The organism is Pseudomonas sp. P179, from assembly GCF_000478485.2.
GTDB classification, from domain to species: Bacteria; Pseudomonadota; Gammaproteobacteria; order Pseudomonadales; family Pseudomonadaceae; genus Pseudomonas; species Pseudomonas aeruginosa.
This window is the reverse complement of record NZ_KI517354.1, coordinates 529,771-555,453: the sequence shown is the minus strand read 5'-3', so window position 1 is coordinate 555,453 and position 25,683 is coordinate 529,771. Positions and strand designations below refer to the sequence as shown.

The following is a 25,683-nucleotide window of genomic DNA, read 5'->3' as shown; positions in this document are numbered from 1 at the left end:
GTTCCCTTGGGGCGGGCGCAGGGCGCCCGCCGAACCTTTATTGTTTGGCGTCTTGACGACCCAGGTGATAGGCAGCGACCAGGGCCGCGAGCAACAGCATGGAGGCCAGTTCGACCACCAGCAGGTACGGGCCGTAGAGGCTGATGCCGACCGCCTTGGCGTCTACCGTGGTATGGCCGATGCCGGCACCGCTCGGGGTGCGGGCGAGGACCACCAGCAGTTCCACCAGCAGGACCAGGGCCAGGGCCGAAGGCCCGACCCAGATGCCGGGCGTGAGCCACTTGCGCTCCTGCTCGACCACGGCCGGGCCGAGGTTGAGCATCATCACCACGAAGACGAACAGAACCATGATGGCGCCAGCGTAGACGATGATCTCCAGGGCACCGGCGAAGGGTGCGCCGAGGCTGAAGAAGGTCATCGAGATGGCCAGCAGGGAAATGATCAGGTAGAGCAGGGCATGCACCGGGTTGCTGTTGGTGATGACCCGCAGCGTGGCCAGTACGGCGACGCCGGCAGCGAAATAGAAAGCGAATTCCACGCGACGTCTCCTTATGGCAGCAGGCTTTTCACGTTGATCGGTTCGGCTTCGTTCTGCGCGGCGCCTTTCGGCTTGCCGGCGATCGCCATCCCCGCAACGCGGTAGTAGTTGTAGTCCGGGTTCTTGCCCGGCCCGGAGATCAGCAGGTCGTGCTTCTCGTAGACCAGGTCCTGGCGCTTGAACTCGCCCATCTCGAAGTCCGGGGTGAGCTGGATCGCGGTGGTCGGGCAGGCTTCCTCGCACAGGCCGCAGAAGATGCAGCGCGAGAAGTTGATGCGGAAGAACTCCGGATACCAGCGACCGTCCTCGGTCTCGGCCTTCTGCAGGGAGATGCAGCCAACCGGACAGGCCACGGCGCACAGGTTGCAGGCTACGCAGCGTTCCTCGCCGTCGGGGTCGCGGGTCAGGACGATCCGGCCACGATAGCGCGGCGGCAGGTAGACCGGCTCTTCGGGGTATTGCAGGGTGTCGCGCTTGCGGAAGGCATGGCCGAAGATCATCACCAGGCTGCGAAGCTGGGTGAAGGTGCCATGCACGACGTTGATGATTTCTTTGATCACGGTGGTTCTCCTTACTGGGCCGCGGCCAGCACGAGCGCGCCGGTCACCAGCAGGTTGATCAGGGTCAGCGGCAGGCACACCTTCCAGCTGAACGCCATCACCTGGTCATAGCGCGGACGCGGCAGCGAGGCGCGGATCAGGATGAAGAGCATGATGAAGAAGCCGGTCTTGGCGGCGAAGTAGAAGAACGACAGCCAGGGCAGGGTGTCCAGGAACGGACCGTGCCAGCCGCCGAAGAACAGGGTCGCCAGCAGCGCCGAGACCAGTACGATGCCGATGTACTCGCCGACGAAGAACATGCCCCATTTCATCCCGGCGTACTCGATGTGGTAGCCGTCCGCCAGTTCCTGCTCCGCTTCCGGCTGGTCGAACGGGTGACGGTGGGTCACGGCGACGCCGGCGATGATGAAGGTGCAGAAGCCGAAGAACTGCGGAATGATGAACCAGACGTTGTCGATCTGGTACTGGACGATGTCGCGCATGTTGAACGAGCCGACCTGGGCGACGATGCCCATCAGCGACAGGGCCAGGAACACCTCGTAGGAGATGGTCTGGGCCGAGGCGCGCAGGCTGCCGAGCAGGGCGAACTTGTTGTTGCTCGACCAGCCGGCGAACAGCACGGCGTACACCGTCAGGCCGGCCATGGCGAAGAAGAACAGGATGCCGATGTTCAGGTCCGCCACGCCCCAGGTGGGGGTGATCGGCACGATGGCGAAGGCGACGAGCAGGGCGCCCATCGCGATCACCGGGGCCAGGGTGAAGATCATCTTGTCGGCGAAGGGCGGGGTCCAGTCCTCCTTGAAGAACATCTTGACCATGTCCGCGCCGAGCTGGAACGCACCGAACGGACCGACCCGGTTGGGGCCGTAGCGGTCCTGCCAGAGGCCGAGCAGGCGGCGCTCGACCCAGCTTAGCAGGGCGCCGCAGATGACCACGGCGAGCAGCACCACGATGGCCTTGACCACGGTGAGGATGATGGTGACCAGAGCGGGAGTCAGCCAACTCATTGTGCAGCCTCCTGCAGACCTTCCACGGAGCAGCCGGCGATCGCCGCCGGGATGCCGGCGAAGCCGACCGGCAGGCCGATCAGGCCGGCGCCGAGTTGTTCATCGATACGCAGCGGCAGGCGCAGGGCCTGGCCCTTGAGCTGGAAGCCGAGGGTCGCGCCGTCGTTGACGCCGAGGCGGTCCGCGTCTTCCTTGGACAGGGCGACGTAGGTCTCCGGGATGCGCTGCTGGATCGGCGCGGCCCGCGAGCTGTTTTCCTCGCTGCCGAACAGGTGGTACAGCGGCACTACCTTCCAGCTGTCGGCCTTGGCGCTGAACGGCACCGGCACGGCCTGGAACCAGTCGAGGCCTTCGCCCTTCGGTTCGATCAGGCGCACGCCGGGGTCGCCGGCGCGCAGGTGGCCGCCGACCTCGTCCTGGAACTTGTTCCAGGCCTGCGGCGAGTTCCAGCCCGGCGACCAGGCGAACGGGATCTGCTGACGGTCTTCCTGGCTGCCGGAGTAGCCTTCCATGGAGAAGGCGAACGCCGAGTCGATGTCCTGCGGGGTGCGCGGCTCGTGCACGCTGATATTGGCGCGCATGGCGGTACGCCCGCTGTAGCGGTGCGGTTCGCGGGCCAGCTTGAGGCCCTTGATGCGGAACGAGGCGGCCGGTGCGGCGTCGCGGATGCCGGCCAGGATCGGCTTGGCCTCGGCCACGGCTTCGGTGACGTGGTCCAACTGGGTCCAGTCGACGCGCTTGCCTTGCAGGGTGCTGTGGATCGCATGCAGCCAGCGCCAGCCCTCGCGGACCATGTTCCTGGCGTCGTAGTAGGTCGGGTCGAACACCTGGAAGAAGCGCTGGGCGCGGCCTTCCTGGCTGACCAGGGTGCCGTCGCCTTCGGCGAAGCTGGCCGCCGGCAGCACCAGGTGCGCCTTGGCGGTGGTGGCGGTCTGCTGGTGATCGGCGACGATCACCACCTTGGCCGCCGCCAGGGCCGCGTCGACACGGGCGGCGTCGGTGCGGCGATAGAGATCGTTCTCCAGCACCACCACGGCGTCGGCCTGTCCGGAGGTCAGTCGCTCGAGCGCGGCTTCCACGGAGTCGCCGCCGAAGAGCGCCAGGCCGAGGCTGTTGGCTTCGCCGACCACCAGGCTGATGGAACCGTTCTTCTCGCGCTGCTTGAGGGCTTTGGCGATGTTCGCCGCGGCTTCGATCAATGCCTTGTTGCCCAGCGAGTTGCCGGACACTACCAGCGGACGCTTGGCCGCCAGCAGGGCATCGGCGATGCGCTGGGCGAAGGCCTGGGCCTGCGGGTCGAGGTCGGCCACGGACGGGGCGCTTGGGTCGATCGCGTGGGCCACGGCGAAGCCGAGGCGAGCGAGATCGTCCGGCGCGGCGTGAACGGTTTCCTCGGCCACGTCGTCGAGGCGGGTCGCGCTGACGCTGGCGATGAACAGTGGGTTCTGCGCATGCTGGGCGATGTTCTTCACCGCGGCGTCGAGCCACGGCTGGACCTTCATGTCGGCAGCCATCTCGACGGCCTTGCCCTTCACCGACTGGCGCAGGGCCAGGGCGATGCGGGCGGCGGTCTGGGTCAGGTCCTCGCCGAGGACGAAGACCGCGTCGTGGTCCTCGATGTCGCGGATGCTCGGCACCGGCAGCGGGCCTTCCTGCATGACCTGCAGGATCAGGCGCAGGCGGTCGAGCTCGCCTTCGTTGATGCCGCTGTAGAAGTTGCCTTCGCCAACCAGCTCGCGCAGGGCGAAGTTGCTTTCCAGGCTGGCGCGCGGCGAACCGATGCCGACCACCTTGCGCTCCTTCAGCAGGGCGGCGGCCTGGTCGAGGGCGCCGTCCAGGCTCAGCTTCTGCTTGCTCAGCACCAGCAGCGGCTGGCGCGGACGGTCTTCGCGGTTGACGTAGCCGTAGCCGAAGCGACCGCGGTCGCAGAGGAAGTAGTGGTTGACCGAGCCGTTGTAGCGGTTCTCGATGCGGCGGATCTCGCCGTAGCGCTCGCCGGGGCTGATGTTGCAGCCGCTGGAGCAGCCGTGGCAGATGCTCGGGGCGAACTGCATGTCCCACTTGCGGTTGTAGCGCTCGGAGTGGGTCTTGTCGGTGAACACGCCGGTGGGGCAGACCTCGGTGAGGTTGCCGGAGAACTCGCTTTCCAGCACGCCGTCCTCGACCCGTCCGAAGTAGACGTTGTCGTGGGCGCCGTAGACGCCGAGGTCGGTGCCGCCGGCGTAGTCCTTGTAGTAGCGCACGCAGCGGTAGCAGGCGATGCAGCGGTTCATCTCATGGGCGATGAACGGGCCGAGTTCCTGGTTCTGGTGGGTGCGCTTGGTGAAGCGGTACCGGCGCTCGTTGTGGCCGGTCATCACCGTCATGTCCTGCAGGTGGCAGTGACCGCCTTCCTCGCACACCGGGCAGTCGTGCGGGTGGTTGGTCATCAGCCATTCGACGACGCTGGCGCGGAACTGCTTGGCCTCTTCGTCTTCGATGGAGATCCAGGTGTTGTCGGTGGCGGGGGTCATGCAGGACATGACGAGGCGACCACGCTTGTCGTTCTCGTCGGTGTACTGCTTCACCGCGCACTGGCGGCAGGCGCCGACGCTACCGAGCGCCGGGTGCCAGCAGAAGTAGGGAATGTCGAGACCGAGGGACAGACAGGCCTGCAGGAGGTTGTCTGCACCATCGACTTCGAGCGTCTTGCCGTCTACGTGGATAGTGGCCATGGTTCAAGTCTTCGTTGGCCCGTTGTCAGCGGGCGTGGCTAATAGAAACTCACGGTTCCGTCGGGCCTGCGGCCGGGCCGCGGCACGACGACGAAACATCGCCGGACGGCTGGCCGTCCGGCTGCAAAGCATCAGGCGCCGACCGTTGCCGGGCGCGGCGCGGCCGAAGGCTGGCGGGAGATGCCCGCCTCGAATTCGGCACGGAAATACTTGAGGGCGCTGCCCAGCGGCTCGACGGCTCCCGGCGCGTGGGCGCAGAAGGTCTTGCCTGGGCCGAGGAAGTTGACCAGCTGCTCGAGGGTCTCGAGGTCGCCGGGCTGGCCTTCGCCCCGCTCCAGGGCACGCAGCAGCTTCACGCTCCACGGCAGGCCATCGCGGCAGGGGGTGCACCAGCCGCAGGACTCGCGGGCGAAGAACTCTTCCATGTTGCGCAGCAGGGAAACCATGTTGATGCTGTCGTCCACCGCCATGGCCAGGCCGGTGCCCATCCGGGTGCCGACCTTGGCGATGCCGCCGGCGAACATCTGCGCATCCAGGTGCTCCGGGAGCAGGAAGCCGGTACCGGCGCCGCCGGGCTGCCAGGCCTTGAGCTGGAAGCCGTCGCGCATGCCGCCGGCGTAGTCCTCGAACAGCTCGCGGGCGCTGACGCCGAACGGCAGTTCCCACAGGCCGGGGTTCTTCACCTTGCCGGAGAAGCCCATCAGCTTGGTGCCCATGTCTTCGCTGCCGGGGCGGGCCAGGGTCTTGTACCAGTCCACGCCGTTGCCGACGATGGCCGGCACGTTGCACAGCGTCTCCACGTTGTTCACGCAGGTCGGCTTGCCCCAGACGCCGACGGCGGCAGGGAAGGGCGGTTTGGAACGCGGGTTGGCGCGGCGGCCTTCCAGCGAGTTGATCAGCGCGGTCTCTTCGCCGCAGATGTAGCGGCCGGCACCGGTGTGGACGAACAGCTCGAAATCGAAGCCGCTGCCGAGGATGTTCTTGCCGAGCAGGCCGGCGGCCTTGGCTTCGTCGATGGCGCGGTTGAGGTTGCGCGCCGCGTCGACGTATTCGCCGCGCAGGAAGATGTAGCCGCGGTAGGCCTTCAGCGCGCGTGCGGAAATCAGCATGCCTTCCACCAGCAGGTGCGGCAGCTGCTCCATGAGCATGCGGTCCTTCCAGGTGTTCGGCTCCATCTCGTCCGCGTTGCACAGCAGGTAGCGGATGTTCAGCGACTCGTCCTTCGGCATCAGGCCCCACTTCACGCCGGTGGGGAAGCCCGCGCCGCCGCGGCCCTTGAGGCCGGAGTCCTTGACGGTCTGGACGATGTCGTCTTGGGCCATCTGGGTCAGCGCCTTGCGCGCCGCGGCATAGCCGTCCTTGCTCTGGTATTCCTCGAGCCAGACGGGCTGGGCGTCTTCGCGCAGGCGCCAGGTCAGCGGATGGGTTTCCGCCGAACGCGCCATGCGGTTGGCCGGACCAATGGAGGTAAGGGTCATACGTAGGCCTCCAGCAGTTTGGCGACACCGTCGGGACGCACGTCGCCATGGGTGTCGTCGTCGATCATCAGCGCCGGGGCCTTGTCGCAGTTGCCCAGGCAGCAGACCGGGAGCAGGGTGAAGCGTCCGTCGGCGGTAGTCTGGCCGAGACCGATGCCGAGTTGCTTCTGGATCTCGCCGACCACCGACTCGTGGCCGCCGATGTAGCAGACCATGCTGTCGCAGACGCGGATGATGTGGCGGCCCACCGGCTGGCGGAATATCTGACTATAGAAGGTGGCGACGCCTTCGACGTCGCTGGCCGGGATCCCCAGCACCTCGCCGATCGCCGGGATGGCGCCGTCCGGCACCCAGCCGCGCTGTTTCTGGACGATCTTCAGGGCTTCGATGGACGCCGCGCGCGGGTCCTCGTAGTGATGCATTTCATGCTCGATGGACGAGCGCTCGGTTTCGCTGAGGACGAAACGGTCGGTCTGAATCAGGTTGCTCTGGCTCATGTCAGCGGTCCACGTCAGCCATAACGAAATCGATGCTACCCAGGTAGGCGATCAGGTCCGCGATCATGCTGCCGTTGATCACCGAGGGGATCTGTTGCAGGTGCGCGAAGCTGGGCGTCCGGATACGCGTGCGGTAGCTCATGGTGCTGCCGTCGCTGGTCAGGTAGTAGCTGTTGATACCCTTGGTCGCCTCGATCATCTGGAAGGCTTCGTTGGCCGGCATGACCGGACCCCAGGAAACCTGCAGGAAGTGGGTGATCAGGGTTTCGATGTGTTGCAGCGTGCGTTCTTTCGGCGGCGGCGTGGTCAGCGGATGGTCGGCCTTGTAAGGGCCTTCCGGCATGTTCTTCAGGCACTGTTCGATGATCCGCAGGCTCTGGCGCATCTCGCCCATCTTGACCATGCAGCGGTCGTAGGCGTCGCCGTTGTGGGCCAGCGGTACCTCGAACTCGAAGTTCTCGTAGCCGGAGTAGGGGCGGGCCTTGCGCAGGTCGAAGTCGCAACCGGTGGCGCGCAGGCCGGCGCCGGTGGTGCCCCACTCGAGGGCTTCCTTGGTGTTGTACTGGGCGACGCCGATGGTCCGGCCGCGCAGGATGCTGTTCTTCAGGGCCGCGGTCTCGTACTCGTCGAGGCGCTTGGGCATCCAGTCGAGGAACTCGCGGACCAGCTTGTCCCAGCCGCGCGGCAGGTCGTGGGCGACGCCACCGATGCGGTACCAGGCCGGGTGCAGGCGGAAGCCGGTGATGGCCTCGACCACCTTGTAGGCGCGCTGGCGGTCGGTGAAGGTGAAGAACACCGGGGTCATGGCGCCGACGTCTTGGATATAGGTGCCCAGGTACAGCAGGTGGTTCAGGATACGGAAGAACTCCGCCATCATGATCCGGATCACGTCGACCCGCTGCGGCACCTTGATCCCTGCGAGCTTCTCCACCGAGAGTACGTAGGGCAGGTTGTTCATCACCCCGCCGAGGTAGTCGATGCGGTCGGTGTAGGGGATGAAACTGTGCCAGGACTGGCGCTCGGCCATCTTCTCGGCGCCGCGGTGGTGGTAGCCGATCTCCGGGACGCAGTCGATGATCTCCTCGCCGTCCAGTTGCAGGATGATGCGGAACGCGCCGTGGGCGGACGGGTGGTTCGGGCCGAGGTTGAGGAACATGTAGTCCTCGTTCTCGCCGTGGCGCTTCATGCCCCAGTCTTCCGGCTTGAAGCGCAGGGCTTCCTGCTCCAGGTCCTGCTTGGCGGCGGACAGGGAGTAGGGATCGAACTCGGTGGCGCGCGCCGGGTAATCCTTGCGCAGCGGATGGCCCTGCCAGGTCGGCGGCATCAGCATGCGGGTCAGGTGCGGGTGGCCGGTGAAGGTGATGCCGTACATGTCCCACACTTCGCGCTCGTACCAGTTGGCGTTGGGCCAGATACGGGTGGCGGTGGGCAGGTTGAGGTCGCGCTCGGACAAGGCGACCTTGATCATCACGTCACTATTACGCTCCAGCGACATCAGGTGGTAGAACACGCTGAAGTCGGCGCTCGGCAGGCCGCGGCGATGGGTGCGCAGCCGCTCGTCGACGCCGTGCAGGTCGTAGAGCATCACGTAGGGCTTGGGTACCTGACGGAGGAAGGTCAGGACTTCGATCAGTCTTTCGCGCGGGACCCAGAGCACCGGCATGCCGGTACGGGTGGGCTGGACGGTGAAGGTCTCGGCGCCAAAGCGGGAATTCAGTTCGACGACGATATCCTGGTCGTCTGCCTTGTAAGGCGGGATGTACAGAGCGGAGTCTGCAGTCATGGTCTCGGTCGCTTTCGGTCAACGGTGGGGTGAACGCGGCTGGTCTCGGCCGGCCAGCGGGGCTGGCCGGGAGTTCCGGATCACACTTCGTCGGGGCTGCGCAGGTTGGTCACCTGGATGCGCTGCTCGCGTTTCAGGTCTTTCTGGGCCGGCATTTCGGCGCGGTAGACCCCCTGGTCGCCAACGACCCAGGACAGCGGGCGGCGCTCCTGGCCGATGGATTCCTGCAACAGCATCAGGCCTTGCAGGAACGCCTCCGGACGGGGCGGGCAGCCGGGGATGTAGACGTCCACAGGGAGGAACTTGTCGACCCCCTGGACCACCGAATAGATGTCGTACATGCCGCCGGAATTGGCGCACGAGCCCATGGAGATGACCCACTTGGGTTCGAGCATCTGCTCGTAGAGGCGCTGGATGACCGGGGCCATCTTGATGAAGCAGGTGCCGGCGATGACCATGAAGTCGGCCTGGCGCGGCGACGCCCGGATCACTTCGGCGCCGAAGCGGGCGATATCGTGCGGCGCGGTGAAGGCGGTGGTCATCTCCACGTAGCAGCACGACAGCCCGAAGTTATAGGGCCAGAGCGAGTTCTTGCGACCCCAGTTGACGGTGGAGTTCAGCACATCCTCGAGCTTGCCCATGAAGATGTTCTTGTGAACCTGGCCCTCGACCAGCGGGTCGGCTACGGTTTCCCGTTCGCCTATCGGGTATTGGTCGTTGGCCGCATCGGGATCGATCCGGGTAAGTTTGTATTGCATCGCCAAAGCCTCATTGTTTTAGCTTCGCCTGCCGCTTGCGACGGCTTTCGGGAGCCCAATCGAGCGCACCGATCCGCCAAAGATAGACAAGACCCGCCAACAGAATTGCTATGAAAATGGTTGCCTCGATCAGGCCGGCCCAGCCGCTTTCGCGAACCGACACCGACCAGGCGAAGAGGAAGAGGGCTTCGACGTCGAAGATCACGAAGAGCATCGCGACCAGATAGAATTTTGCCGAGAGACGCAGGCGTGCGCCTCCGGTGGGGACGATCCCGGATTCGAAGGGTTCGTTCTTGCTGCGACCAAATGCCTTGCTGCCAAGCAGGGACGAAACCCCTAGCATGAAGGCGAGAAGGCCAACGACCCCTAGAAGGAAGGCAGCGAATCCCCAGTGATGAGCTGCAAGTTCAGCTGGGTTTGGCATGCTGATACTCCTTCTGTACCGGATATATAAGATCGTGGGTTCTGGGCGCAATGCCCGACTTCTTGTGCAACCCGCTGCGTAGTGAGCTAAGGGTTGTATGTATCTTTCCGATTTTATGCCCAAAGCGCCGGACAAGTAAATTTTTCTAACACAAACAGACGCTTCTCTGCTTTTTCCAGCGCTTTGGTTAATCCCCGAAACCCTCGTGAATGCTGTCTTTGCGAGAAATGGCGCGGCCTGGCTGGCTTTTGGTCGTATTGCCGCGAAGCGTGGTGGAGGGCTCTTTGCAAGGCTTCAAACGATAATGAATATCGTTTGCAATGTCGCATCCGTATAACTTCGCTACATATATTCTTCGCCGCGTTACTATTGTTTACCCTTTTATTGGTAATTACTCTCGCCCAATCCGTTATTGCATTAAACCGGGAATATTCTCCGGGCCGGGCGCATGGAGGTTTTTCTTCTTTCCGCACCATGGCAACCCGGCTGCGGCGCCGCCTGGGGCTGCGCCCGCGGTTCTTCGTGACGGATGCGAAGGCGCTGGGCAAGGTTTGCGGCGGTTCGCTTCGCAGCGTAGATGTAGTCGCTCCGGAGGTGCGCTACCTGGGGGCTGCGGTAGCGACCCGGGGTTTCTTGCCGACCCAGGCCCAGACCATTTCGCAGGCGATCGGCTGGTTGCCGTTCTCGTCGCTGACCAACACCGCCACGCGGACCTCGCCCTTGTCCTGTTGCCGGATCTGCTCGATCTGTCCGGCCTCCAGCGTCGCGATGGCGGTCAGGTTGCCCTGGGCGCGCTTGAGATAGTCGATCTTCATGGTCTTGATCAGCGGCAGCTTGTCGTCCGGTACGTTCATTCCGACCAGGAAGCCGCTGGCCGACTCGGCGAGCAAGGCCATCGCCGCGGCATGGATACCTTTTATGTGGTTCTGCACCGGTCGACGGTTCTTCAGGCTGAGGATGGCGCGCTCCTGCCCCAGTTCATGGATGCGCACCCTCGCCGTGCCGGCGAAGCGCACCTGGGAGCCCAGCAGCAGCGTCAGGCTGCGGCTGCGCAGGCGGCGGGGGAGGAGGTTGATGGCGCCGACGGCGCGGCTGAGACGATTGCGCTTGGGCATGCTGGCGTCCTTCCATAGAGAGGGGAGCCTGCATTCCACCCGCTTTGCCCGGGCTTGCCCACGGCTGTAGCGGCGACCTGCGCCGGCATTCCGGCCAACGCAGGTCGTCGTGGCGCGTCAGAGCAGGCGTCGGCCGTCTTCGCGGGTGATCACCACGGTGGCCGAGCGTGGCCGGCGGCCCGGCCCGTCCGGCCAGGTGCTGAGGAGGTTATCGGCGGTCGAGCCTTCCCCCGGGTGCTGGATGTTGATGAACAGCGTACGGAAGTCCGGCGTCGCGGCAATGCCGGTCACCTCGCAACCCAGCGGACCGGTGAGGAAGCGCTTCAGTTCGCCGGTGCGCGGGTCGGCCACCAGCATCTGGTTGTTGCCGAACGGGCCGCTGCTCAACTGGCTGCCGCTCATGTCGGTCTGGATCCACAGGCGGCCTTCCGGGTCGAACCAGAGGCCGTCGGGGCTGGCCAGGATATTGTCCTGGTTCAGCGGCTTGCCGTCCGGGCCGCGGCTGTCTTCGCCGGGACCGGCGAGCATGAACAGGTCCCAGGTGAAGCGTTGCCCGGCATAGTCGCGGCTGCGTTCGCGCCAGCGGATGATATGGCCGTAGGCGTTCTTCACCCGTGGGTTGGCCGCGTCGGCGACGGTGCGCGACGTGTTGTTGGTGAGGGTGAAGTAGACGTCACCGTTGTCCGGGTTGACCGCGCCCCACTCCGGGCGATCCATCTTGGTCGCGCCGAGGACATCGGCGGCCAGGCGGGTGTTGATCAGCACTTCGCCCTGGTCGGCGAAGCTCACCCCGGCCTTGCGACAGGCCGCGCGGAAGTTGCCGTCGGCGATGTCCAGCGGCAGCCACTGGCCGCTGCCATCGGCGTTGAAGCGGGCGACGTAGAGGGTGCCTTCGTCGAGCAGGCGAGTGTTGCTGCGACCCGGACGGAACTTGTCGCGGCTGACGTACTTGTAGATGTATTCGTTCTGCGAGTCGTCGCCGGAGTAGCAGACTACCTGGCGGCCCGGCTTGACCGGGGCGAAGACCAGGCCTTCGTGGGCGAAGCGGCCGAGAGCGGTGCGCTTGACCGGCACCGATTGCGGGTCGAACGGGTCGATCTCGACGATCCAGCCGAAGTTGTTCGGTTCGTTGCGGTAGTCGTCCTGGGCCTGTTTGCCCTTGCGGGTGGCGTCGAAGCGTTCGAACTCGTCGCCCGCCAGGGTTTCCCAGCCGAAACGGCTGGTGTTGCGAATGCCGTAGCGGGTCAGTTCGCGCGGCAGTTCGCTGTCCTGGGTGGAGAAATAGCCGACCCAGTTCTCCTCGCAGGTGAGGTAGGTGCCCCAGGGGGTGAAACCGTTGGAACAGTTGTTATGGGTGCCGCGGGTGCGGGTGCCGTCCGGACTGTGGCGGGTGCGCAGCAGTTCGTGGCCGCGCGCCGGGCCGGCGATACGCATCGGCGTGGCGGCGGTGATCCGGCGATTTCGTTGCGACGGCACGACATTCCACTCGCCACGCACGTTGCGACGGATCTCCACGACGGAAACGCCATGGGCGTTGATTTCCTTGCGCACTTCATCGGCGACGGTGCGCTTGCCATCGACCACGGTCGGGCCATTGGTGTGCAGCAGCGGCGCGTCGATGTATTCATGGTTGAGCACCAGCAGGCCATGGTTGCTGATGTGTCCGCCGCCGAAGCCGAACTGCGCGTCGATCGGGAAGAAGTGCATGCCGTCGTGGTGCATGCCGATCTGTTCGGCCTGGTCCTGGGCGCTGTTGCTGGCGTCGTCGAGGAAGCCCGGATAACTGCCGCTGATCGGGGTGCCCCAGGGTATGAAGGGCGTCGCCTTGTAGCCGGCGGGCACCCGGATGGTATCGGCACGGCCGCTGGCGATGGCTTCGAAGGGCAAGCGGTTGCGGCGTTTGAAAGGCAAGCCGCGCAGGCCTTCCGCGGCGGGCACCTGCGCTTCGGCGGGAGCGGCGCTGGCGGGGAGCGCGACGCCGAGGAAGGCGAGGGCGCCGAGCGCCGCGCCGCCGGCCAGGACCTGGCGGCGGCCGAGGCCGGCGATCAGGTCGTTCATGTGCGGGTTGTTCGAATGGTTGCTGGGCAACTCGTCGCCATCACCGAACAGGATGGCATCTTTTTTCTCCAGGCTCACGGACGTGCTCCTTGTGGGCTGATCGACGGAGCATTGACGCTAACCGCTGAAAGCGACGGGACGATGACAGGCACTCGAGGCCTTTTGCCATGATCCGGAAATGAAAAACCCCGGCCGGAGCCGGGGTTTTCGCGAGGCGGGCCGGGCAGATCGTGGCTGCCCGGCTGGCCCCTGTTCCTTAGTGGAACTGGTTCATGGTGTTGTCTTTGCCGCTGGCCTTCAGAGCGGCTTCGCCTGCGAAGTACTCTTTATGGTTGTCGCCGATGTCGGAGCCCGCCATGTTCTGGTGCTTGACGCAGGCGATGCCCTGGCGCAGTTCCTGGCGCTGCACGCCCTTCACGTAGGCCAGCATGCCTTCGTCGGCGAAGTAGCCCTTGGCCAGGTTGTCGGTGGACAGCGCGGCGGTGTGGTAGGTCGGCAGGGTGATCAGGTGGTGGAAGATGCCGGCGTGGGCCGAGCCATCGCGCTGGAAGGTGCGGATCTTCTCGTCGGCGACCTTGGCCAGCTCGGTGTCGTCGTACTCGACGCTCATCAGCTTGTTGCGGTCGTAGGCGGAAACGTCCTTGCCTTCGGCGACGAACGCATCGAACACCTGCTGGCGGAAGTTCAGGGTCCAGTTGAAGGACGGGCTGTTGTTGTAGACCAGCTTGGCGTTCGGAATCACTTCGCGGATGCGATCGACCATTGCCTTGATCTGGCCGACGTGCGGCTTCTCGGTTTCGATCCAGAGCAGGTCGGCGCCGTTCTGCAGCGAGGTGATGCAGTCCAGGACGCAGCGATCTTCGCCGGTGCCCTTGCGGAACTGGAACAGGTTGGAAGCCAGGCGCTTCGGACGCAGCAGCTTGCCTTCGCGCTTGATCACGACGTCGCCGTTGCCCAGCTCGGCCTCGGAGATTTCTTCGCAATCCAGGAAGGAGTTGTACAGGTCGCCCAGGTCGCCCGGCTCGTTGGTCACGGCGATCTGCTTGGTCAGGCCGGCGCCCAGGGAGTCGGTACGGGCGACGATCACGCCATCGTCCACGCCCAGCTCGAGGAAGGCGTAGCGTACGGCATTGATCTTGGCGAGGAAGTCGATGTGCGGAACGGTGACCTTGCCGTCCTGGTGGCCGCACTGCTTCTCGTCGGACACCTGGTTCTCGATCTGGATGCAGCAGGCGCCGGCTTCGATCATCTTCTTGGCCAGCAGGTAGGTCGCCTCGGCGTTGCCGAAGCCGGCGTCGATGTCGGCGATGATCGGCACCACGTGGGTTTCGAAGTTGTCGATCTGGGCCAGCAGCTCGGCTTCCTTGGCCTTGTCGCCAGCGGCGCGGGCAGCGTCCAGGCCGGTGAACAGCAGGTCCAGCTCGCGGGCGTCAGCCTGGCGCAGGAAGGTGTACAGCTCTTCGATCAGGCCGGAAACCGCGGTTTTCTCGTGCATGGACTGGTCCGGCAGCGGGCCGAAGTCGGAGCGCAGCGCGGCGACCATCCAACCGGACAGGTAGAGGTAGCGCTTGTTGGTGGTCTTCAGGTGCTTCTTGATCGAGATCAGCTTCTGCTGCCCGATGAAGCCGTGCCAGCAACCCAGCGACTGGGTGTAGACGGAGGAGTCCGCATCGTATTCGGCCATGTCCTTGCGCATGATGGCCGCGGTGTACTTGGCGATATCCAGGCCGGTCTTGAAGCGGTTCTGGATACGCATGCGAGCTGCGTACTCGGGGTTGATCGCGCTCCAGCTGCTGCCGTTCTTCTCTTTCAGCGCGGCAACTGCCTTGATCTCGTTCTGATATGCGGACATGGTCAATCCTTCAAGAAATGTATTGGTTGAGCACCGACTGACCCACTCAAAACCTGCTGGTGAAGGTTGTCTTGCGGGTGGCTCACCGCTGCATGGCGAGAGAATGACCGTGGCGAAGAATGACGCCGAGGAGGGGGTGGAGACGAACAGTTCGCGGACCGTGCTTCTCGACTGGATCAAGTGCCGTTCGGCTCGTGGTTGCCGGTGGGCGACTCGCTGTCGAGTCTTTCGATCTGGCTGATACGTAAACGCTTCCCCGTCCCTCAGGACAACTTCGTTCCAGTCGCAATCTCGTCAAGCCGCCTTGTGGGCAGATCAACACGGTGGAGGCCGAGGGCGTATCGGCGCAGGCACCGGGAGCTCGTCGTTTCAGAGCCCCTGATTAGCGGGAGCGGGGCCATCATGCTCTGGAAAAAATCCGTCGTCAAACGTTTTGTAGTGTTTTTTCAAGACTACTACACGAAGGTCTAAGAGTGACCGGATGGTCTTGTCTGGTCGAGATGTTTCCGTTTGCATCGAAAATGCCCGCAAAAGCCCGCGCCCCGCGGCTTTGCCGGAGCGGGAGGCAATTCGCGCTGGAAAGAGCGCCGTCGGTCAGTCGAGGGTTTCGACTTTCAGGCGCAAGCTGGTGTCGTCGCGTCCCTGGGTCGAGTAGCGACGCACGAAGCCGTGCTGGTCGGCCTGGTTCTGTTCGCTGACGCCGCCCAGGGTGATCCACTCGCCGAGCTTGCCGCTGACCCGGGTGTCGGTGCTCTGGGTATCGATGACGCCGGGATGGCTCTGGCTGAGGCGGTCATTGCTGGAACTGATGGTGACGTGCACCAGGTTGCCGGTCAGCGTCGCGGTGACGTAGAAGCCGCGGTTGACGTTGCGGTATTCGGTCTGGCTGTAGATCTGCCCGTAGGGACCGGTGGCGGTGCTGGTGATGGGGACGCTCTGGCCGACCTGGATCAGCGCCGGGTAGCCCTCGGTGGCCTGGACCTGCTGGCTGCCGCCGGAACGGCTGTCGGTGGAGCGACGGATGATGCGGACTCGATCCTTGCCGTTGACCTCGCCGCGGCCGCTCTGGATCTCGATGTTGCCGGCGCTGGTCGAACCATCCACCGAATAGCCGCGGCTGTCCTGTTGCAGGTTCTCGCTGGTATCCACGGTGATCAGCAGGCGATGCGGGCGCGAGTCGATCTGCTGCAGGACCGATTGCAACTCGCGGATCTTCGCCGGCTCGGCATTGACGATCAACTGGTTGCCATAGGCGGTGACCTTGCCTTCGCTGCCGATGACCGACTGGGCCACCGCCATCACGTCGTCGGCGGTGCGGTAGTTGAGCGGGATCACTTCGGTGCGCGGGGCGGCCGAGGCGCCGAGAACGACCGTCGCCAGCAGCGAGGAGAGCAGGGTGGTGCGCAACAGGGTCACAGGAGGAAGCTCCGCAGGTCCGGGTCGGAAAGGCTGGTGTCCCAGGCCTGCTCGAAGCGGGCCTGGAGTTGACGCACCCGCCCGGCGGCACGGTAGCAGGCGTAGCCCGCCGGTTGCGCCGGTTTCGGGCGCAGTAGCAGGCCCTGGTCGTCGGCCAGGAGGAAGGCGTCGTCCTCTTTAGGGTAGTCCGGGTTGAGCCGGCGGATCAGGCAGTTGCTCGACAGGCGGCGCGAAAGGCTGATCAGGCGGTGGCCGTTGCGCACGGCCTGGGCGCTGTCGCCAACGAGGATACGCAGGCGATTGCGTGGATTGGCCAGGAGGAAACGGGTGCAGGCTTCCTGGATGCTGCTGTGGTGATAGAGCCAGCTTTCCAGGTCGGGACTGTGCAGGCAGAGTGAGCGGCGGGCCTGCTGCAGGAGGGCCAGGGCATGGGCGCGGGCTTCCTGCGGATGCTCGAAGCGCTCCAGCGGCTCATGTTCGCCGAGGCGGAATGGCGCTGGTTCCCAGCGTTCCGCAGGCAGCGCGGCGCTGGCCGGGTTGCGTACCGCAAAGCACCCCGGAGAGCTGAATTCGATGGCCGGCAGGTCGGCCGGCGAGGTCTCCGGGGCGTCGCTCATCGGGCCTCAGTCGCTGTCGCGAACCATGTCGACATGGGGCAGGCCGGCGTCGAGGAACTCGCCGCTGTCGACCTTGAAGCCCAGTCGCTCGTAGAAGGGTATGGCATAGACCTGCGCGGTCAGCAGTTGGCGCTTCAGGCCGCGTCGCTCGGCTTCCTCGATGGCCGCGCGCATCAGCGCGTCGCCGACCTTCAGGCCGCGCCAGTCCTTGAGTACCGAGACCCTGCCGATGTGCCCGTCGCCCAGCAGGCGCGCGGTGCCGATCGCGTATTCGCCTTCATAGGCGAGAAAATGCACGGCTTCGTCGTCTTCGGCGTCCCACTCCAGTTCCGGCGGAACCGACTGTTCGGCAATGAAGACCGCTTCGCGGATGCGGCGCAGCTCGGCATTGTCCTTCTGCCAGTCGGCTACGCGTACGCGGATCTTATTCATCTGCAAACTCCAAACTGCCCTGTTTGACCAACTCCGCCAACAGCTTACGCGCATCGTCATCGGCCAGCCATTGGCCGAGGTTTTCCAGATGCAACGCATCGGCCGAGCAGACCAGCTTCAGCAGTTCCTTGAGCTGCCCGGGCAGGAGTACGCTCTGGCCGCTGGCGAACAGCACCAGGCCGATGTCGATCTCGCTCCAGGCCAGGCGGGCGCTGGGGTTGCGCACCAGCAGCGCGCCATCCTCGAGGGCGCCGAACAGCTCCTCCTCGGGGATCTCCTCGCCGGCAACCAGTTCGGGATAGCGCGGCTCGGTCATGAACTGGCCGAACCAAGTCAGCAGCAGGCGCTCGTCGCTCATGTGCTCCTGGATCAGGCCCTGCAGGCGCTCCAGAGCGTCGCGCTGGATCTGGTGCGGATCGTCGCCTACCGGTTGCAGGCCGGCATCGGTGTAGCGCTCCTCATCGGAGAGGAACTGGCCGAGGAAGTCGGTGAAATGGGTCAGCACTTCGGCGGCGCTGGGCGCGCGGAAGCCGATCGAGTAGGTCATGCACTCGTCTTCGGCGATGCCGTAGTGGGCGAGGCGCGGGGGCAGGTAGAGCATGTCGCCGGGCTCCAGGACCCACTCGTCGCTCTGTTCGAAGTCGGCGAGGATGCGCAGGTCGGCGTGCTCGCGCAGCGGGCTGTCGCTGCTGCACATCTGTCCGACTTTCCAGCGCCGGCGTCCGTGGCCCTGAAGCAGGAATACGTCGTAGTTGTCGAAGTGCGGACCGACGCCGCCGCCGGGAGCGGCGTAGCTGATCATTACGTCGTCGATCCGCCAGCTGGGCAGGAAGCGGAATTGCTCCAGCAGTTGGGCGACTTCCGGGACGAACTGGTCGACCGCCTGGACCAGCAGGGTCCAGTCCTGTTCCGGCAGGTGCTGGTAGTCCTCCTCCTGGAACGGGCCACGGCGCATTTCCCACGGGGTTTTCCCGTGTTCGAGGACGATGCGCGATTCCACCGACTCCTCCAGCGACAGCCCGGCCAGCTCGTCGGCGGACAGCGGGCTTTCGAAGTCCGGGATCGCCTGGCGGACCAGCAGCGGTTTGCGCTGCCAGTAGTCGCGGAGGAATTCGGCAGCGGTCAGTCCGCCCAGAAGTTGCAGGGGAGTATCAGCATTCATGGTTAAGTCCTTGAAACAAAAACGCCCGGCGCAGCCGGGCGTGCAAAAGGGTTGCGTGCTCAGATGCGCTTGGCCTGGGCGGCGGCATTGCCGACGTAGCCGGCCGGGGTCAGCTTCTTCAGCTCGACCTTGGCCTCGGCGGGAATCGCCAGCTCTTCGATGAAAGTCTGCAAGGCTTCGGCGCTGATGCCTTTGCCGCGGGTCAGTTCCTTCAGCTTCTCGTAGGGGTTTTCCACGCCATAGCGACGCATCACGGTCTGCACCGGCTCGGCGAGGACTTCCCAGCAGGCGTCCAGGTCTTCGGCGATGCGCTGGGCGTTCAGCTCCAGCTTGCCGATGCCCTTCAGGCTGGCCTCGTAGGCGATGACGCTGTGGGCGATGCCGACGCCGAGGTTGCGCAGCACGGTGGAGTCGGTCAGGTCGCGCTGCCAGCGCGAGATCGGCAGCTTGCTGGCCAGGTGCTGGAACAGCGCGTTGGCGATGCCGAGGTTACCCTCGGAGTTCTCGAAGTCGATCGGGTTGACCTTGTGCGGCATGGTCGAGGAGCCGATCTCGCCGGCCACGGTCTTCTGCTTGAAGTAGCCGAGGGAGATGTAGCCCCAGACGTCGCGGTCGAAGTCGATGAGGATGGTGTTGAAGCGGGCGATCGCATCGAACAGCTCGGCGATGTAGTCGTGCGGCTCGATCTGGGTGGTGTAGGGGTTGAAGGTCAGGCCGAGGTCGCCTTCGATGAACTGGCGGGCGTTGGCTTCCCAGTCGACTTCGGGATAGGCGGACAGGTGGGCGTTGTAGTTGCCCACGGCGCCGTTGATCTTGCCCAGCAACTCGATGCCGGCGACCTGCTTGATCTGCCGCTCCAGGCGGTAGACGACGTTGGCCAGTTCCTTGCCCAGGGTGGTCGGCGAGGCGGGCTGGCCGTGGGTGCGGGAGAGCATCGGCACGTCGGCGAATTTCACCGCCAGTTCGCGGATGGCCTCGGCGATCTGGCGCATCAGCGGCAGCAGCACGCTGTCGCGACCCTCGCGGAGCATCAGGGCGTGGGACAGGTTGTTGATGTCCTCGGAGGTGCAGGCGAAGTGGATGAACTCGCTGACCGCGGCCAGCTCCGGGAGCTTGGCGGCCTGTTCCTTGAGCAGGTACTCCACGGCTTTCACGTCGTGGTTGGTGGTGCGCTCGATTTCCTTGATGCGTTCGGCGTGTTCCAGCTGGAAGTCGCTGGCCAGGCTGTCGAGCAGGGCGTTGGCTTCGGCGGAGAACGGCGCGACCTCGGGAATCCCGGCGTGGGCGGCGAGGCGCTGCAGCCAGCGGACTTCCACCATGACGCGGAAACGGATCAGGCCGTATTCGCTGAAGATCGGACGCAGGCTGCTGGTTTTGCCGGCATAGCGGCCATCGACGGGGGATACCGCGGTGAGCGAGGAAAGCTGCATGAGACGTTCTCGTGGCTGGAAGTCAACGAAAAAGGGGCGCATATCATACATGAAAGGTGCGCCCCGGTGGGGCATTCAGCGGGGCCTTTCGGCGGGGCGGTTGCCCAGCAGGGGGATCAGGCTGGCGGCGAAGATCAGGGCGGCGCCGAGCAGCGACGTGTGGCTGGGCAGTTCGTCCCAGCGCAGCCAGGCGATCACCCCGGCGAAAACGATGGCCATGTAGGCGATCGGTCCGATCACTCCCGGGGAGGCCAGGGCATAGGCCTGCGACATGGTCAGTTGGCCGAGGCTGGCGAACAGTCCGGCGCCGAGCAGCAGGAGCAGTTCCTGGCCGTTCAGCGGCTGCCAGGCCCAGGCCAGCGGCACGGCGGAGAACAGGGTGCCGAACAGGGCGAAGTAGAACACGATGCGATAGGCCGGCTCGCTGTCGCTCATTTCGCGGATCGAGACGAAGGCACAGGCGGCCATCAGGCTGGAAGCGATACCGACCAGGGCGATCGGCGCCACTACCGCGCCGCTGGGCCTGGCCACCAGCAGCACGCCGAGGAAGCCGACCAGGGTGGCGACCATCATGCGGCGGGTCAGCGGCTCCTTTATCCATAGGTGTGCGATCAGCGGCGTGAACACCGGCGCGGCATAGCTGAACAGCATGGCGTCGGTCAGCGGTAGGTGGGCGAGGGCGTAGAAGTAGCAGTACATGCCGCCCAGGCCGTAGGTGGTGCGCAGCAGGTGCGATAGCGGGCGGCGGGTGCGCAGCGGGCCGATGCCGCGAGTCAGCGCCAGGGGCAGGAAGAACAGCACGCCGACGAGGTTGCGGAAGAACACCACGGTTTCGTTGTTGACGGTGCTGGAAGCCTCGCGGATCAGGCCGCCCATCAGGGCGAAGAGCAGCGCCGAAAGAGCCAGCATGGCGGCGCCCTGGGTCGGGCTGTTGCGCCGTTGCGGCTGGCTCCCGGCCATGGCCATGGCTAGCCGCGCAGCAGGGGATAGAGTTCGTTGAGCAGCCGGCGCCGGCTGAACACCATCTGCCAGCGGCTGCCGCCCAGTTGCCGCCAGAGCCGCGCCGAGCGGATGCCGGCGAGCAACAGGGCGCGGATCCGCGCGGCGTTGCTGCTGACCTGCAGGTGGCGCATGTCGCCGTGTACCTGGATGCGCTGGCGGAAGGTGCTGAGGGTGTCCTGGTAGATGCTGGCGAACGAGGCGATGACGTTCTCGTGGACCAGGCCGAAGTGCTGGACCTGCTGTTCGACCTGGTCGAGGCGCTGGCCGATCAGGTCGAGCATGTCGCCGCGCTTGTCCAGTTGCCGTTCCAGGGTCAGCATCGCCAGGGCGTAGCGCAGCGGTTCGCGCTGCAGGCTGCCGGGCTTGCGCTCCAGGGCGCTGGCCAGGGCCTTGAAGCCGTCGCGCAGGTTGAGGCTGTCGCCACCGTAGACGTCCAGGGTGCTGGCCGGGTTGCGCGCCAGCAGGCTGCCGAGCATGCAGCCCAGCGGGGCTTCGCTGATCTGCCCGGTGCGTGCCAGCTTGTCGACCAGGGCTGCGGATTCGAAGACGGCGCCGAGGGCGATCAGTTGCTGTCGCGGATCGCTCACGGGCGTCCTCCGAAATCCCAGGCTTCCGCCGTTTCGATCACGCCGCCGCCGAGGCAGACGTCGCCGTCGTAGAACACCACCGATTGCCCCGGGGTCACTGCGCGCTGCGGTTCGTCGAACACCGCGCGGTAGCCTTCCGCGGTCTTTTCCAGGACGCAGTCCTGGTCGCTCTGCCGGTAGCGCACCTTGGCCCGCAGGCGGCGCGGCCGCTCCAGCTCGACCGGGTTGACCCAGTAGATTCGCGAGGCCAGCAGGGCGCGGGAGAACAGCAGCGGGTGGTCGTTGCCCTGGCCTACCAGCAGTACGTTGCGTTGCAGGTCCTTGCCGAGTACGTACCAGGGATCGTCGCCGGCTTCCTTGAGACCGCCGATGCCGAGGCCCTGGCGCTGGCCGATGGTGTGGTACATCAGGCCGCTGTGGCGACCGATGACCTTGCCTTCGGTGGTCTCGATGTCGCCCGGCTGGGCCGGCAGGTACTGCTTGAGGAAATCGGTGAAGCGTCGCTCGCCAATGAAGCAGATGCCCGTGGAGTCCTTCTTCTTCGCCGTGGCGAGGCCGTGCTTCTCGGCGATGGCGCGGACTTCCGGCTTCTCCAGTTCGCCGACGGGGAACAGGCTGCGGGCGATCTGCTCGCCGCCCACCGCGTGCAGGAAGTAGCTCTGGTCCTTGTTCGGGTCCAGGCCCTTGAGCAGCTCGGTGCGCCCGTCGCGGTCGCGGCGCCGCACATAGTGGCCGGTGGCGATCAGGTCCGCGCCGAGCATCAGCGCGTAGTCGAGGAACGCCTTGAACTTGATTTCGCGGTTGCAGAGGATGTCCGGGTTCGGCGTACGGCCGGCCTTGTACTCGGCAAGGAAGTGCTCGAACACGTTATCCCAGTATTCCGCGGCGAAGTTCGCCGTGTGCAGCTTGATGCCGATCCGGTCGCAGACGGCCTGGGCGTCGGCCAGGTCCTCGCGGGCGGTACAGTATTCGGTGCCGTCGTCCTCGTCCCAATTCTTCATGAACAGGCCTTCGACCTGATAGCCCTGCTGCAACAGGAGCAGGGCGGAGACGGACGAGTCGACGCCGCCGGACATGCCGACGATCACGCGCTCGCGGCGTGGGGTGGGGGCGGATTCAGACATAGCGATCAGGCGTCACGGGCGAATTCGTAAAACGCGGATTCTATCAGGCCTGGGGCAGGGAGGGCGACACGTGGGTGTCGCGGATCAGCGCCAGGGGATAGCGGCCGCCGGCCAGGTAGTCGTCGATGCAGCGCAGCACCAGGTGGCTGCGCCAGCGCTGCGGCTGGGCGGCCAGTTCGTCGCGGGTCAGCCAGCGCGGGCCGATGATGCCGTCGTCGAGGGCGCGTTCGGGGTGGTGGCGCACGGGGCGGGCGGCGAAGCATACGCGCTGATAGGTGACACCGTTGGACGGCGCGGTGTACAGGTAGATGCCGGTGACGGCGCTCAGCTCGACCTCCCAGCCGGTTTCCTCGAGGGTTTCGCGCAGGGCGGCCTCGAGCAGGCTTTCGGCGGGCTCCAGGTGCCCGGCGGGCTGGTTCAGCACCTCGCGGCCGTCGGCCTGTTCCTCGACCAGCAGGAAGCGGCCCTGGTCCTCGACGATGGTCGCTACGGTGACATGGGGATGCCAGCTCATGGATGTCTCCTCGGTACGGAAAAGGCCTCGATAAAAAGAAACCCCGAGCGTAGGCTCGGGGTTTCTGCTTCGTCAGCGTGACGCCATCAGGCCAGGCTGTCGATCGCCGCGTTGAAGGTGGCGCTGGGGCGCATCACCTTGCTGGTCAGCTCCGGGTTGGAGCGATAGTAGCCGCCGATCTCGGCCGGCTTGCCCTGGACCGCATTGAGTTCGGCGACGATGGTCGCTTCCTGCTCGGTCAGGGCCTTGGCCAGCGGTGCGAAGTGCGCTTTCAGCTCAGCGTCTTCGTCCTGGGCGGCCAGGGCCTGGGCCCAGTACATCGCCAGGTAGAAGTGGCTGCCGCGGTTGTCGATGTCGCCGACCTTGCGCGACGGCGACTTGTTGTTGTCCAGCAGCTTGCCGGTGGCTTCGTCCAGCGCCTTGCCGAGCAGCTTGGCCTTGGCGTTGCCGGTCTTGATCCCGGTTTCCTCCAGGGACACGGCCAGGGCCAGGAACTCGCCCAGGGAGTCCCAGCGCAGGTAGTTCTCTTCCACCAGTTGCTGGACGTGCTTGGGTGCCGAGCCGCCGGCGCCGGTTTCGTACATGCCGCCGCCCGCCATCAGCGGAACGATGGAGAGCATCTTGGCCGAGGTGCCCAGTTCCATGATCGGGAACAGGTCGGTCAGGTAGTCGCGCAGGACGTTGCCGGTCACCGAGATGGTGTCCTTGCCGCGGATCAGGCGTTCCATGCTGACGCGAATGGCCTCGTTGTAGCCCATGATGCTGATGTCGAGACCGGTCAGGTCGTGGTCCTTGAGGTACAGCTCGACCTTCTTGCGCAGTTCGCGGTCGTGGGCGCGCTCCGGGTCCAGCCAGAAGATCGCCGGGGTATCGGACTGGCGTGCGCGGGTGACGGCCAGCTTGACCCAGTCGCGGATCGGTGCGTCCTTGGTCTGGCAGGCGCGCCAGATGTCGCCGGTCTCCACGTCGTGCTGCATCAGCACGCTGCCGTCGGCCAGGACCACGCGCATGGTGCCGTCGGCGGTCATTTCGAAGGTCTTGTCGTGGGAGCCGTATTCCTCGGCCTTCTGCGCCATCAGGCCGACGTTCGGCACGCTGCCCATGGTGGTCGGGTCGAAGGCGCCGTTGGTCTTGCAGAAGTTGATCATCTCCTGGTAGATGCGGGCGTAGGTGCTTTCCGGCATTACCGCCTTGGTGTCTTTCTGCTTGCCGTCCTTGCCCCACATCTGGCCGGAGTTGCGGATCATCGCCGGCATCGAGGCGTCGACGATGACGTCGCTCGGAATGTGCAGGTTGGTGATGCCTTTCACGGAGTCGACCATCGCCATTTCCGGGCGGTGGCTGTACACCTCGTGGATGTCGTGGAGGATCTCTTCCTGCTGGGAGGCGGGCAGCGACTTGATCTTGTCGTAGACGCTGGAGATACCGTTGTTCGGGTTCACGCCGAGCTCTTCGAAGAGTTGGCCCCACTTGTCGAAGACGTCCTTGTAGTAGACGCTCACCGCATGTCCGAAGACGATCGGGTGGGAAATCTTCATCATGGTCGCCTTGACGTGCAGGGACCACATGACGCCGGTTTCCTTGCAGTCCTGCAGGGTCTTCTCGAAGAAGTCGCGCAGCTTGCCGCAGCTCATGAACATGCTGTCGAGCACTTCGCCTTCCTGCAGGCTCAGTTGCTTCTTGACCTCGACCTTGCCGTCCTTGCCGACGAATTCGATGCGCACGTCACCGGCCTTGGCCATGGTGATGGACTGTTCGCTGGAGAAGAAGTCGCCGCCGCGCATGTAGTCGGCGTGGGAGCGCGAGGCCATGCTCCACTTGCCCATGGAGTGCGGGTGCTTGCGGGCGTAGGCCTTCACTGCGGCAGGCGCGCGACGGTCGGAATTGCCTTCGCGCAGGACCGGGTTCACGGCGCTGCCGAGGATCTTCGCGTAGCGTGCGCGAACCTCTTTCTCTTCGTCGGTCTGCGGGTCTTCCGGGAAGTCGGGAACCTTGTAGCCCAGGCCCTGCAGCTCGGCGATCGCGCCTTTCAGCTGGGGCACCGAGGCGCTGATGTTGGGCAGCTTGATGATATTGGCGTCGGGCGAGGTGGCCAGGACCGCCAGGCGGGCGAGGTCGTCTTCGATACGCTGGTCGGCTTCGAGGCGGTCGGCGAAGTTGGCCAGGATGCGTCCTGCAAGAGAGATGTCGCTGGTCTCGACGTCGATGCCGGCGGAAGCGGCAAAGGCCTTGACGATGGGGAGGAGCGAGTAGGTGGCGAGCGCGGGTGCTTCGTCGGTGAAGGTGTAGGTGATCTTCGAGCGGATGGACATCTACGGTAACTCTCTTTTTTGCTGGGCGCGCACAGAGTCTCGATACGCGTTGGTGGACGCGATGCCTTCGCTCAACATCGGGTTGAATCGAAATCGAGATATGCCGCGGGATATAGGGGCGCCAGTAGAGCGTTGTACGGCGGGTTCATGGTGGCGAACCCGACGCTGCGAGGGGAGAGGGTCTGGTCCCAGACTGCTCGGACCTCGATGACTGCGAAGTCATGGCGCGCAGTATACCACCCTCTCGCCGGGCTGATGCGCTCGCCTGTTTAGACTAAGGAAGATGTGGTTTCCGGGCGGACA

The 25,683-nt window shown here is 65.1% G+C and carries 22 protein-coding genes; all 22 read right to left on the bottom strand.

What is annotated here, in order from left to right; translation table 11 throughout:
* Positions 1 to 37: 37 nt before the first annotated feature.
* The 22 genes from nuoJ to HMPREF1224_RS14995 all read right to left on the bottom strand — a co-directional run bounded on the left by nuoJ (position 38) and on the right by HMPREF1224_RS14995 (position 25,380).
* Complete coding sequence (gene nuoJ, locus HMPREF1224_RS15100) at positions 38 to 538, bottom strand: NADH-quinone oxidoreductase subunit J (RefSeq protein WP_003090473.1); 501 nt, start codon at positions 536 to 538, stop codon at positions 38 to 40.
* A gap of 11 nt (positions 539 to 549) precedes the next feature.
* Positions 550 to 1,098 carry an NADH-quinone oxidoreductase subunit NuoI gene (gene nuoI / locus HMPREF1224_RS15095; protein WP_003090467.1) on the bottom strand — a complete coding sequence of 183 codons (549 nt, stop codon included), beginning with the start codon at positions 1,096 to 1,098 and terminating at the stop codon, positions 550 to 552.
* 11 nt (positions 1,099 to 1,109) lie between these two features.
* Positions 1,110 to 2,105: an NADH-quinone oxidoreductase subunit NuoH gene (gene nuoH / locus HMPREF1224_RS15090; protein ID WP_003090465.1), complete on the bottom strand. Its 996-nt coding sequence runs from the start codon at positions 2,103 to 2,105 to the stop codon at positions 1,110 to 1,112.
* Positions 2,102 to 4,819: an NADH-quinone oxidoreductase subunit NuoG gene (gene nuoG / locus HMPREF1224_RS15085; RefSeq protein ID WP_003122603.1), complete on the bottom strand. Its 2,718-nt coding sequence runs from the start codon at positions 4,817 to 4,819 to the stop codon at positions 2,102 to 2,104. Before nuoG ends, nuoH begins: the two co-directional genes overlap by 4 nt.
* 131 nt (positions 4,820 to 4,950) lie before the next feature.
* Complete coding sequence (gene nuoF / locus HMPREF1224_RS15080) at positions 4,951 to 6,297, bottom strand: NADH-quinone oxidoreductase subunit NuoF (RefSeq protein WP_003097674.1); 1,347 nt, start codon at positions 6,295 to 6,297, stop codon at positions 4,951 to 4,953.
* Positions 6,294 to 6,794: an NADH-quinone oxidoreductase subunit NuoE gene (nuoE, locus tag HMPREF1224_RS15075; RefSeq protein WP_003090460.1), complete on the bottom strand. Its 501-nt coding sequence runs from the start codon at positions 6,792 to 6,794 to the stop codon at positions 6,294 to 6,296. The genes nuoF and nuoE overlap by 4 nt, the downstream gene beginning before the upstream one ends.
* 1 nt (position 6,795) lies before the next feature.
* On the bottom strand, positions 6,796 to 8,577 hold the full coding sequence (gene nuoC / locus HMPREF1224_RS15070) for an NADH-quinone oxidoreductase subunit C/D (RefSeq protein WP_003090458.1): 1,782 nt from the start codon (positions 8,575 to 8,577) through the stop codon (positions 6,796 to 6,798).
* An 80-nt stretch (positions 8,578 to 8,657) separates the two neighbouring features.
* A complete protein-coding gene (locus tag HMPREF1224_RS15065; RefSeq protein ID WP_003090455.1) occupies positions 8,658 to 9,335 on the bottom strand; it encodes a NuoB/complex I 20 kDa subunit family protein in 678 nt (225 codons plus the stop codon).
* 10 nt (positions 9,336 to 9,345) lie between these two features.
* Complete coding sequence (locus HMPREF1224_RS15060; RefSeq protein WP_003090452.1) at positions 9,346 to 9,759, bottom strand: NADH-quinone oxidoreductase subunit A; 414 nt, start codon at positions 9,757 to 9,759, stop codon at positions 9,346 to 9,348.
* A 599-nt stretch (positions 9,760 to 10,358) separates the two neighbouring features.
* Entirely contained in the window at positions 10,359 to 10,913 is a 555-nt protein-coding gene (locus HMPREF1224_RS15055; protein ID WP_003122604.1) for a DUF4442 domain-containing protein, read from the bottom strand.
* 78 nt (positions 10,914 to 10,991) lie between these two features.
* Entirely contained in the window at positions 10,992 to 13,010 is a 2,019-nt protein-coding gene (locus tag HMPREF1224_RS15050; RefSeq protein ID WP_003113374.1) for a PhoX family protein, read from the bottom strand.
* A gap of 178 nt (positions 13,011 to 13,188) precedes the next feature.
* On the bottom strand, positions 13,189 to 14,784 hold the full coding sequence (locus HMPREF1224_RS15045) for an isocitrate lyase (protein WP_003090447.1): 1,596 nt from the start codon (positions 14,782 to 14,784) through the stop codon (positions 13,189 to 13,191).
* A 594-nt stretch (positions 14,785 to 15,378) separates the two neighbouring features.
* Entirely contained in the window at positions 15,379 to 16,200 is an 822-nt protein-coding gene (locus HMPREF1224_RS15040; RefSeq protein ID WP_003097665.1) for a secretin N-terminal domain-containing protein, read from the bottom strand.
* Positions 16,197 to 16,817 carry a DUF7931 domain-containing protein gene (locus HMPREF1224_RS15035; RefSeq protein ID WP_003119969.1) on the bottom strand — a complete coding sequence of 207 codons (621 nt, stop codon included), beginning with the start codon at positions 16,815 to 16,817 and terminating at the stop codon, positions 16,197 to 16,199. The genes HMPREF1224_RS15040 and HMPREF1224_RS15035 overlap by 4 nt, the downstream gene beginning before the upstream one ends.
* Positions 16,818 to 16,823: 6 nt before the next feature.
* Positions 16,824 to 17,249 (bottom strand): GNAT family N-acetyltransferase, encoded by a 426-nt coding sequence (locus HMPREF1224_RS15030; protein ID WP_003090444.1) that lies wholly within the window; start codon positions 17,247 to 17,249, stop codon positions 16,824 to 16,826.
* Positions 17,242 to 18,411 (bottom strand): ribosomal protein uL16 3-hydroxylase, encoded by a 1,170-nt coding sequence (locus HMPREF1224_RS15025; RefSeq protein ID WP_003097663.1) that lies wholly within the window; start codon positions 18,409 to 18,411, stop codon positions 17,242 to 17,244. Before HMPREF1224_RS15025 ends, HMPREF1224_RS15030 begins: the two co-directional genes overlap by 8 nt.
* Positions 18,412 to 18,470: 59 nt before the next feature.
* Entirely contained in the window at positions 18,471 to 19,841 is a 1,371-nt protein-coding gene (gene purB, locus HMPREF1224_RS15020; protein ID WP_003090442.1) for an adenylosuccinate lyase, read from the bottom strand.
* Between the two features lie 75 nt (positions 19,842 to 19,916).
* The gene (locus HMPREF1224_RS15015; RefSeq protein ID WP_004350068.1) at positions 19,917 to 20,807 is read right to left on the bottom strand and encodes a DMT family transporter; all 891 of its coding nucleotides are present in this window, start codon (positions 20,805 to 20,807) and stop codon (positions 19,917 to 19,919) included.
* Positions 20,808 to 20,809: 2 nt separating this feature from the next.
* A complete protein-coding gene (gene hflD / locus HMPREF1224_RS15010) occupies positions 20,810 to 21,430 on the bottom strand; it encodes a high frequency lysogenization protein HflD (RefSeq protein ID WP_003090440.1) in 621 nt (206 codons plus the stop codon).
* Positions 21,427 to 22,554: a tRNA 2-thiouridine(34) synthase MnmA gene (mnmA, locus tag HMPREF1224_RS15005; RefSeq protein WP_003131114.1), complete on the bottom strand. Its 1,128-nt coding sequence runs from the start codon at positions 22,552 to 22,554 to the stop codon at positions 21,427 to 21,429. The genes hflD and mnmA overlap by 4 nt, the downstream gene beginning before the upstream one ends.
* 43 nt (positions 22,555 to 22,597) lie before the next feature.
* Positions 22,598 to 23,068, bottom strand: a complete 471-nt coding sequence (locus HMPREF1224_RS15000) for an NUDIX hydrolase (RefSeq protein WP_003097654.1) — start codon at positions 23,066 to 23,068, stop codon at positions 22,598 to 22,600.
* Positions 23,069 to 23,154: 86 nt separating this feature from the next.
* A complete protein-coding gene (locus HMPREF1224_RS14995) occupies positions 23,155 to 25,380 on the bottom strand; it encodes an NADP-dependent isocitrate dehydrogenase (protein WP_003116719.1) in 2,226 nt (741 codons plus the stop codon).
* Between the last annotated feature and the right edge of the window lie 303 nt (positions 25,381 to 25,683).

Coding starts and splice junctions, on each gene's coding strand:
- nuoF (WP_003097674.1), bottom strand. CDS start 6,297: ATGACCCTTACCTCCATTGGTCCGGCCAACCGCATGGCGCGTTCGGCG.
- nuoC (WP_003090458.1), bottom strand. CDS start 8,577: ATGACTGCAGACTCCGCTCTGTACATCCCGCCTTACAAGGCAGACGAC.
- HMPREF1224_RS14995 (WP_003116719.1), bottom strand. CDS start 25,380: ATGTCCATCCGCTCGAAGATCACCTACACCTTCACCGACGAAGCACCC.
- HMPREF1224_RS15030 (WP_003090444.1), bottom strand. CDS start 17,249: ATGAATAAGATCCGCGTACGCGTAGCCGACTGGCAGAAGGACAATGCC.
- HMPREF1224_RS15060 (WP_003090452.1), bottom strand. CDS start 9,759: ATGCCAAACCCAGCTGAACTTGCAGCTCATCACTGGGGATTCGCTGCC.
- nuoH (WP_003090465.1), bottom strand. CDS start 2,105: ATGAGTTGGCTGACTCCCGCTCTGGTCACCATCATCCTCACCGTGGTC.
- nuoG (WP_003122603.1), bottom strand. CDS start 4,819: ATGGCCACTATCCACGTAGACGGCAAGACGCTCGAAGTCGATGGTGCA.
- mnmA (WP_003131114.1), bottom strand. CDS start 22,554: ATGTCTGAATCCGCCCCCACCCCACGCCGCGAGCGCGTGATCGTCGGC.
- nuoE (WP_003090460.1), bottom strand. CDS start 6,794: ATGAGCCAGAGCAACCTGATTCAGACCGACCGTTTCGTCCTCAGCGAA.
- purB (WP_003090442.1), bottom strand. CDS start 19,841: ATGCAGCTTTCCTCGCTCACCGCGGTATCCCCCGTCGATGGCCGCTAT.
- HMPREF1224_RS15035 (WP_003119969.1), bottom strand. CDS start 16,817: ATGAGCGACGCCCCGGAGACCTCGCCGGCCGACCTGCCGGCCATCGAA.
- HMPREF1224_RS15065 (WP_003090455.1), bottom strand. CDS start 9,335: ATGCAATACAAACTTACCCGGATCGATCCCGATGCGGCCAACGACCAA.
- HMPREF1224_RS15000 (WP_003097654.1), bottom strand. CDS start 23,068: ATGAGCTGGCATCCCCATGTCACCGTAGCGACCATCGTCGAGGACCAG.
- HMPREF1224_RS15015 (WP_004350068.1), bottom strand. CDS start 20,807: ATGGCCATGGCCGGGAGCCAGCCGCAACGGCGCAACAGCCCGACCCAG.
- HMPREF1224_RS15025 (WP_003097663.1), bottom strand. CDS start 18,411: ATGAATGCTGATACTCCCCTGCAACTTCTGGGCGGACTGACCGCTGCC.
- HMPREF1224_RS15045 (WP_003090447.1), bottom strand. CDS start 14,784: ATGTCCGCATATCAGAACGAGATCAAGGCAGTTGCCGCGCTGAAAGAG.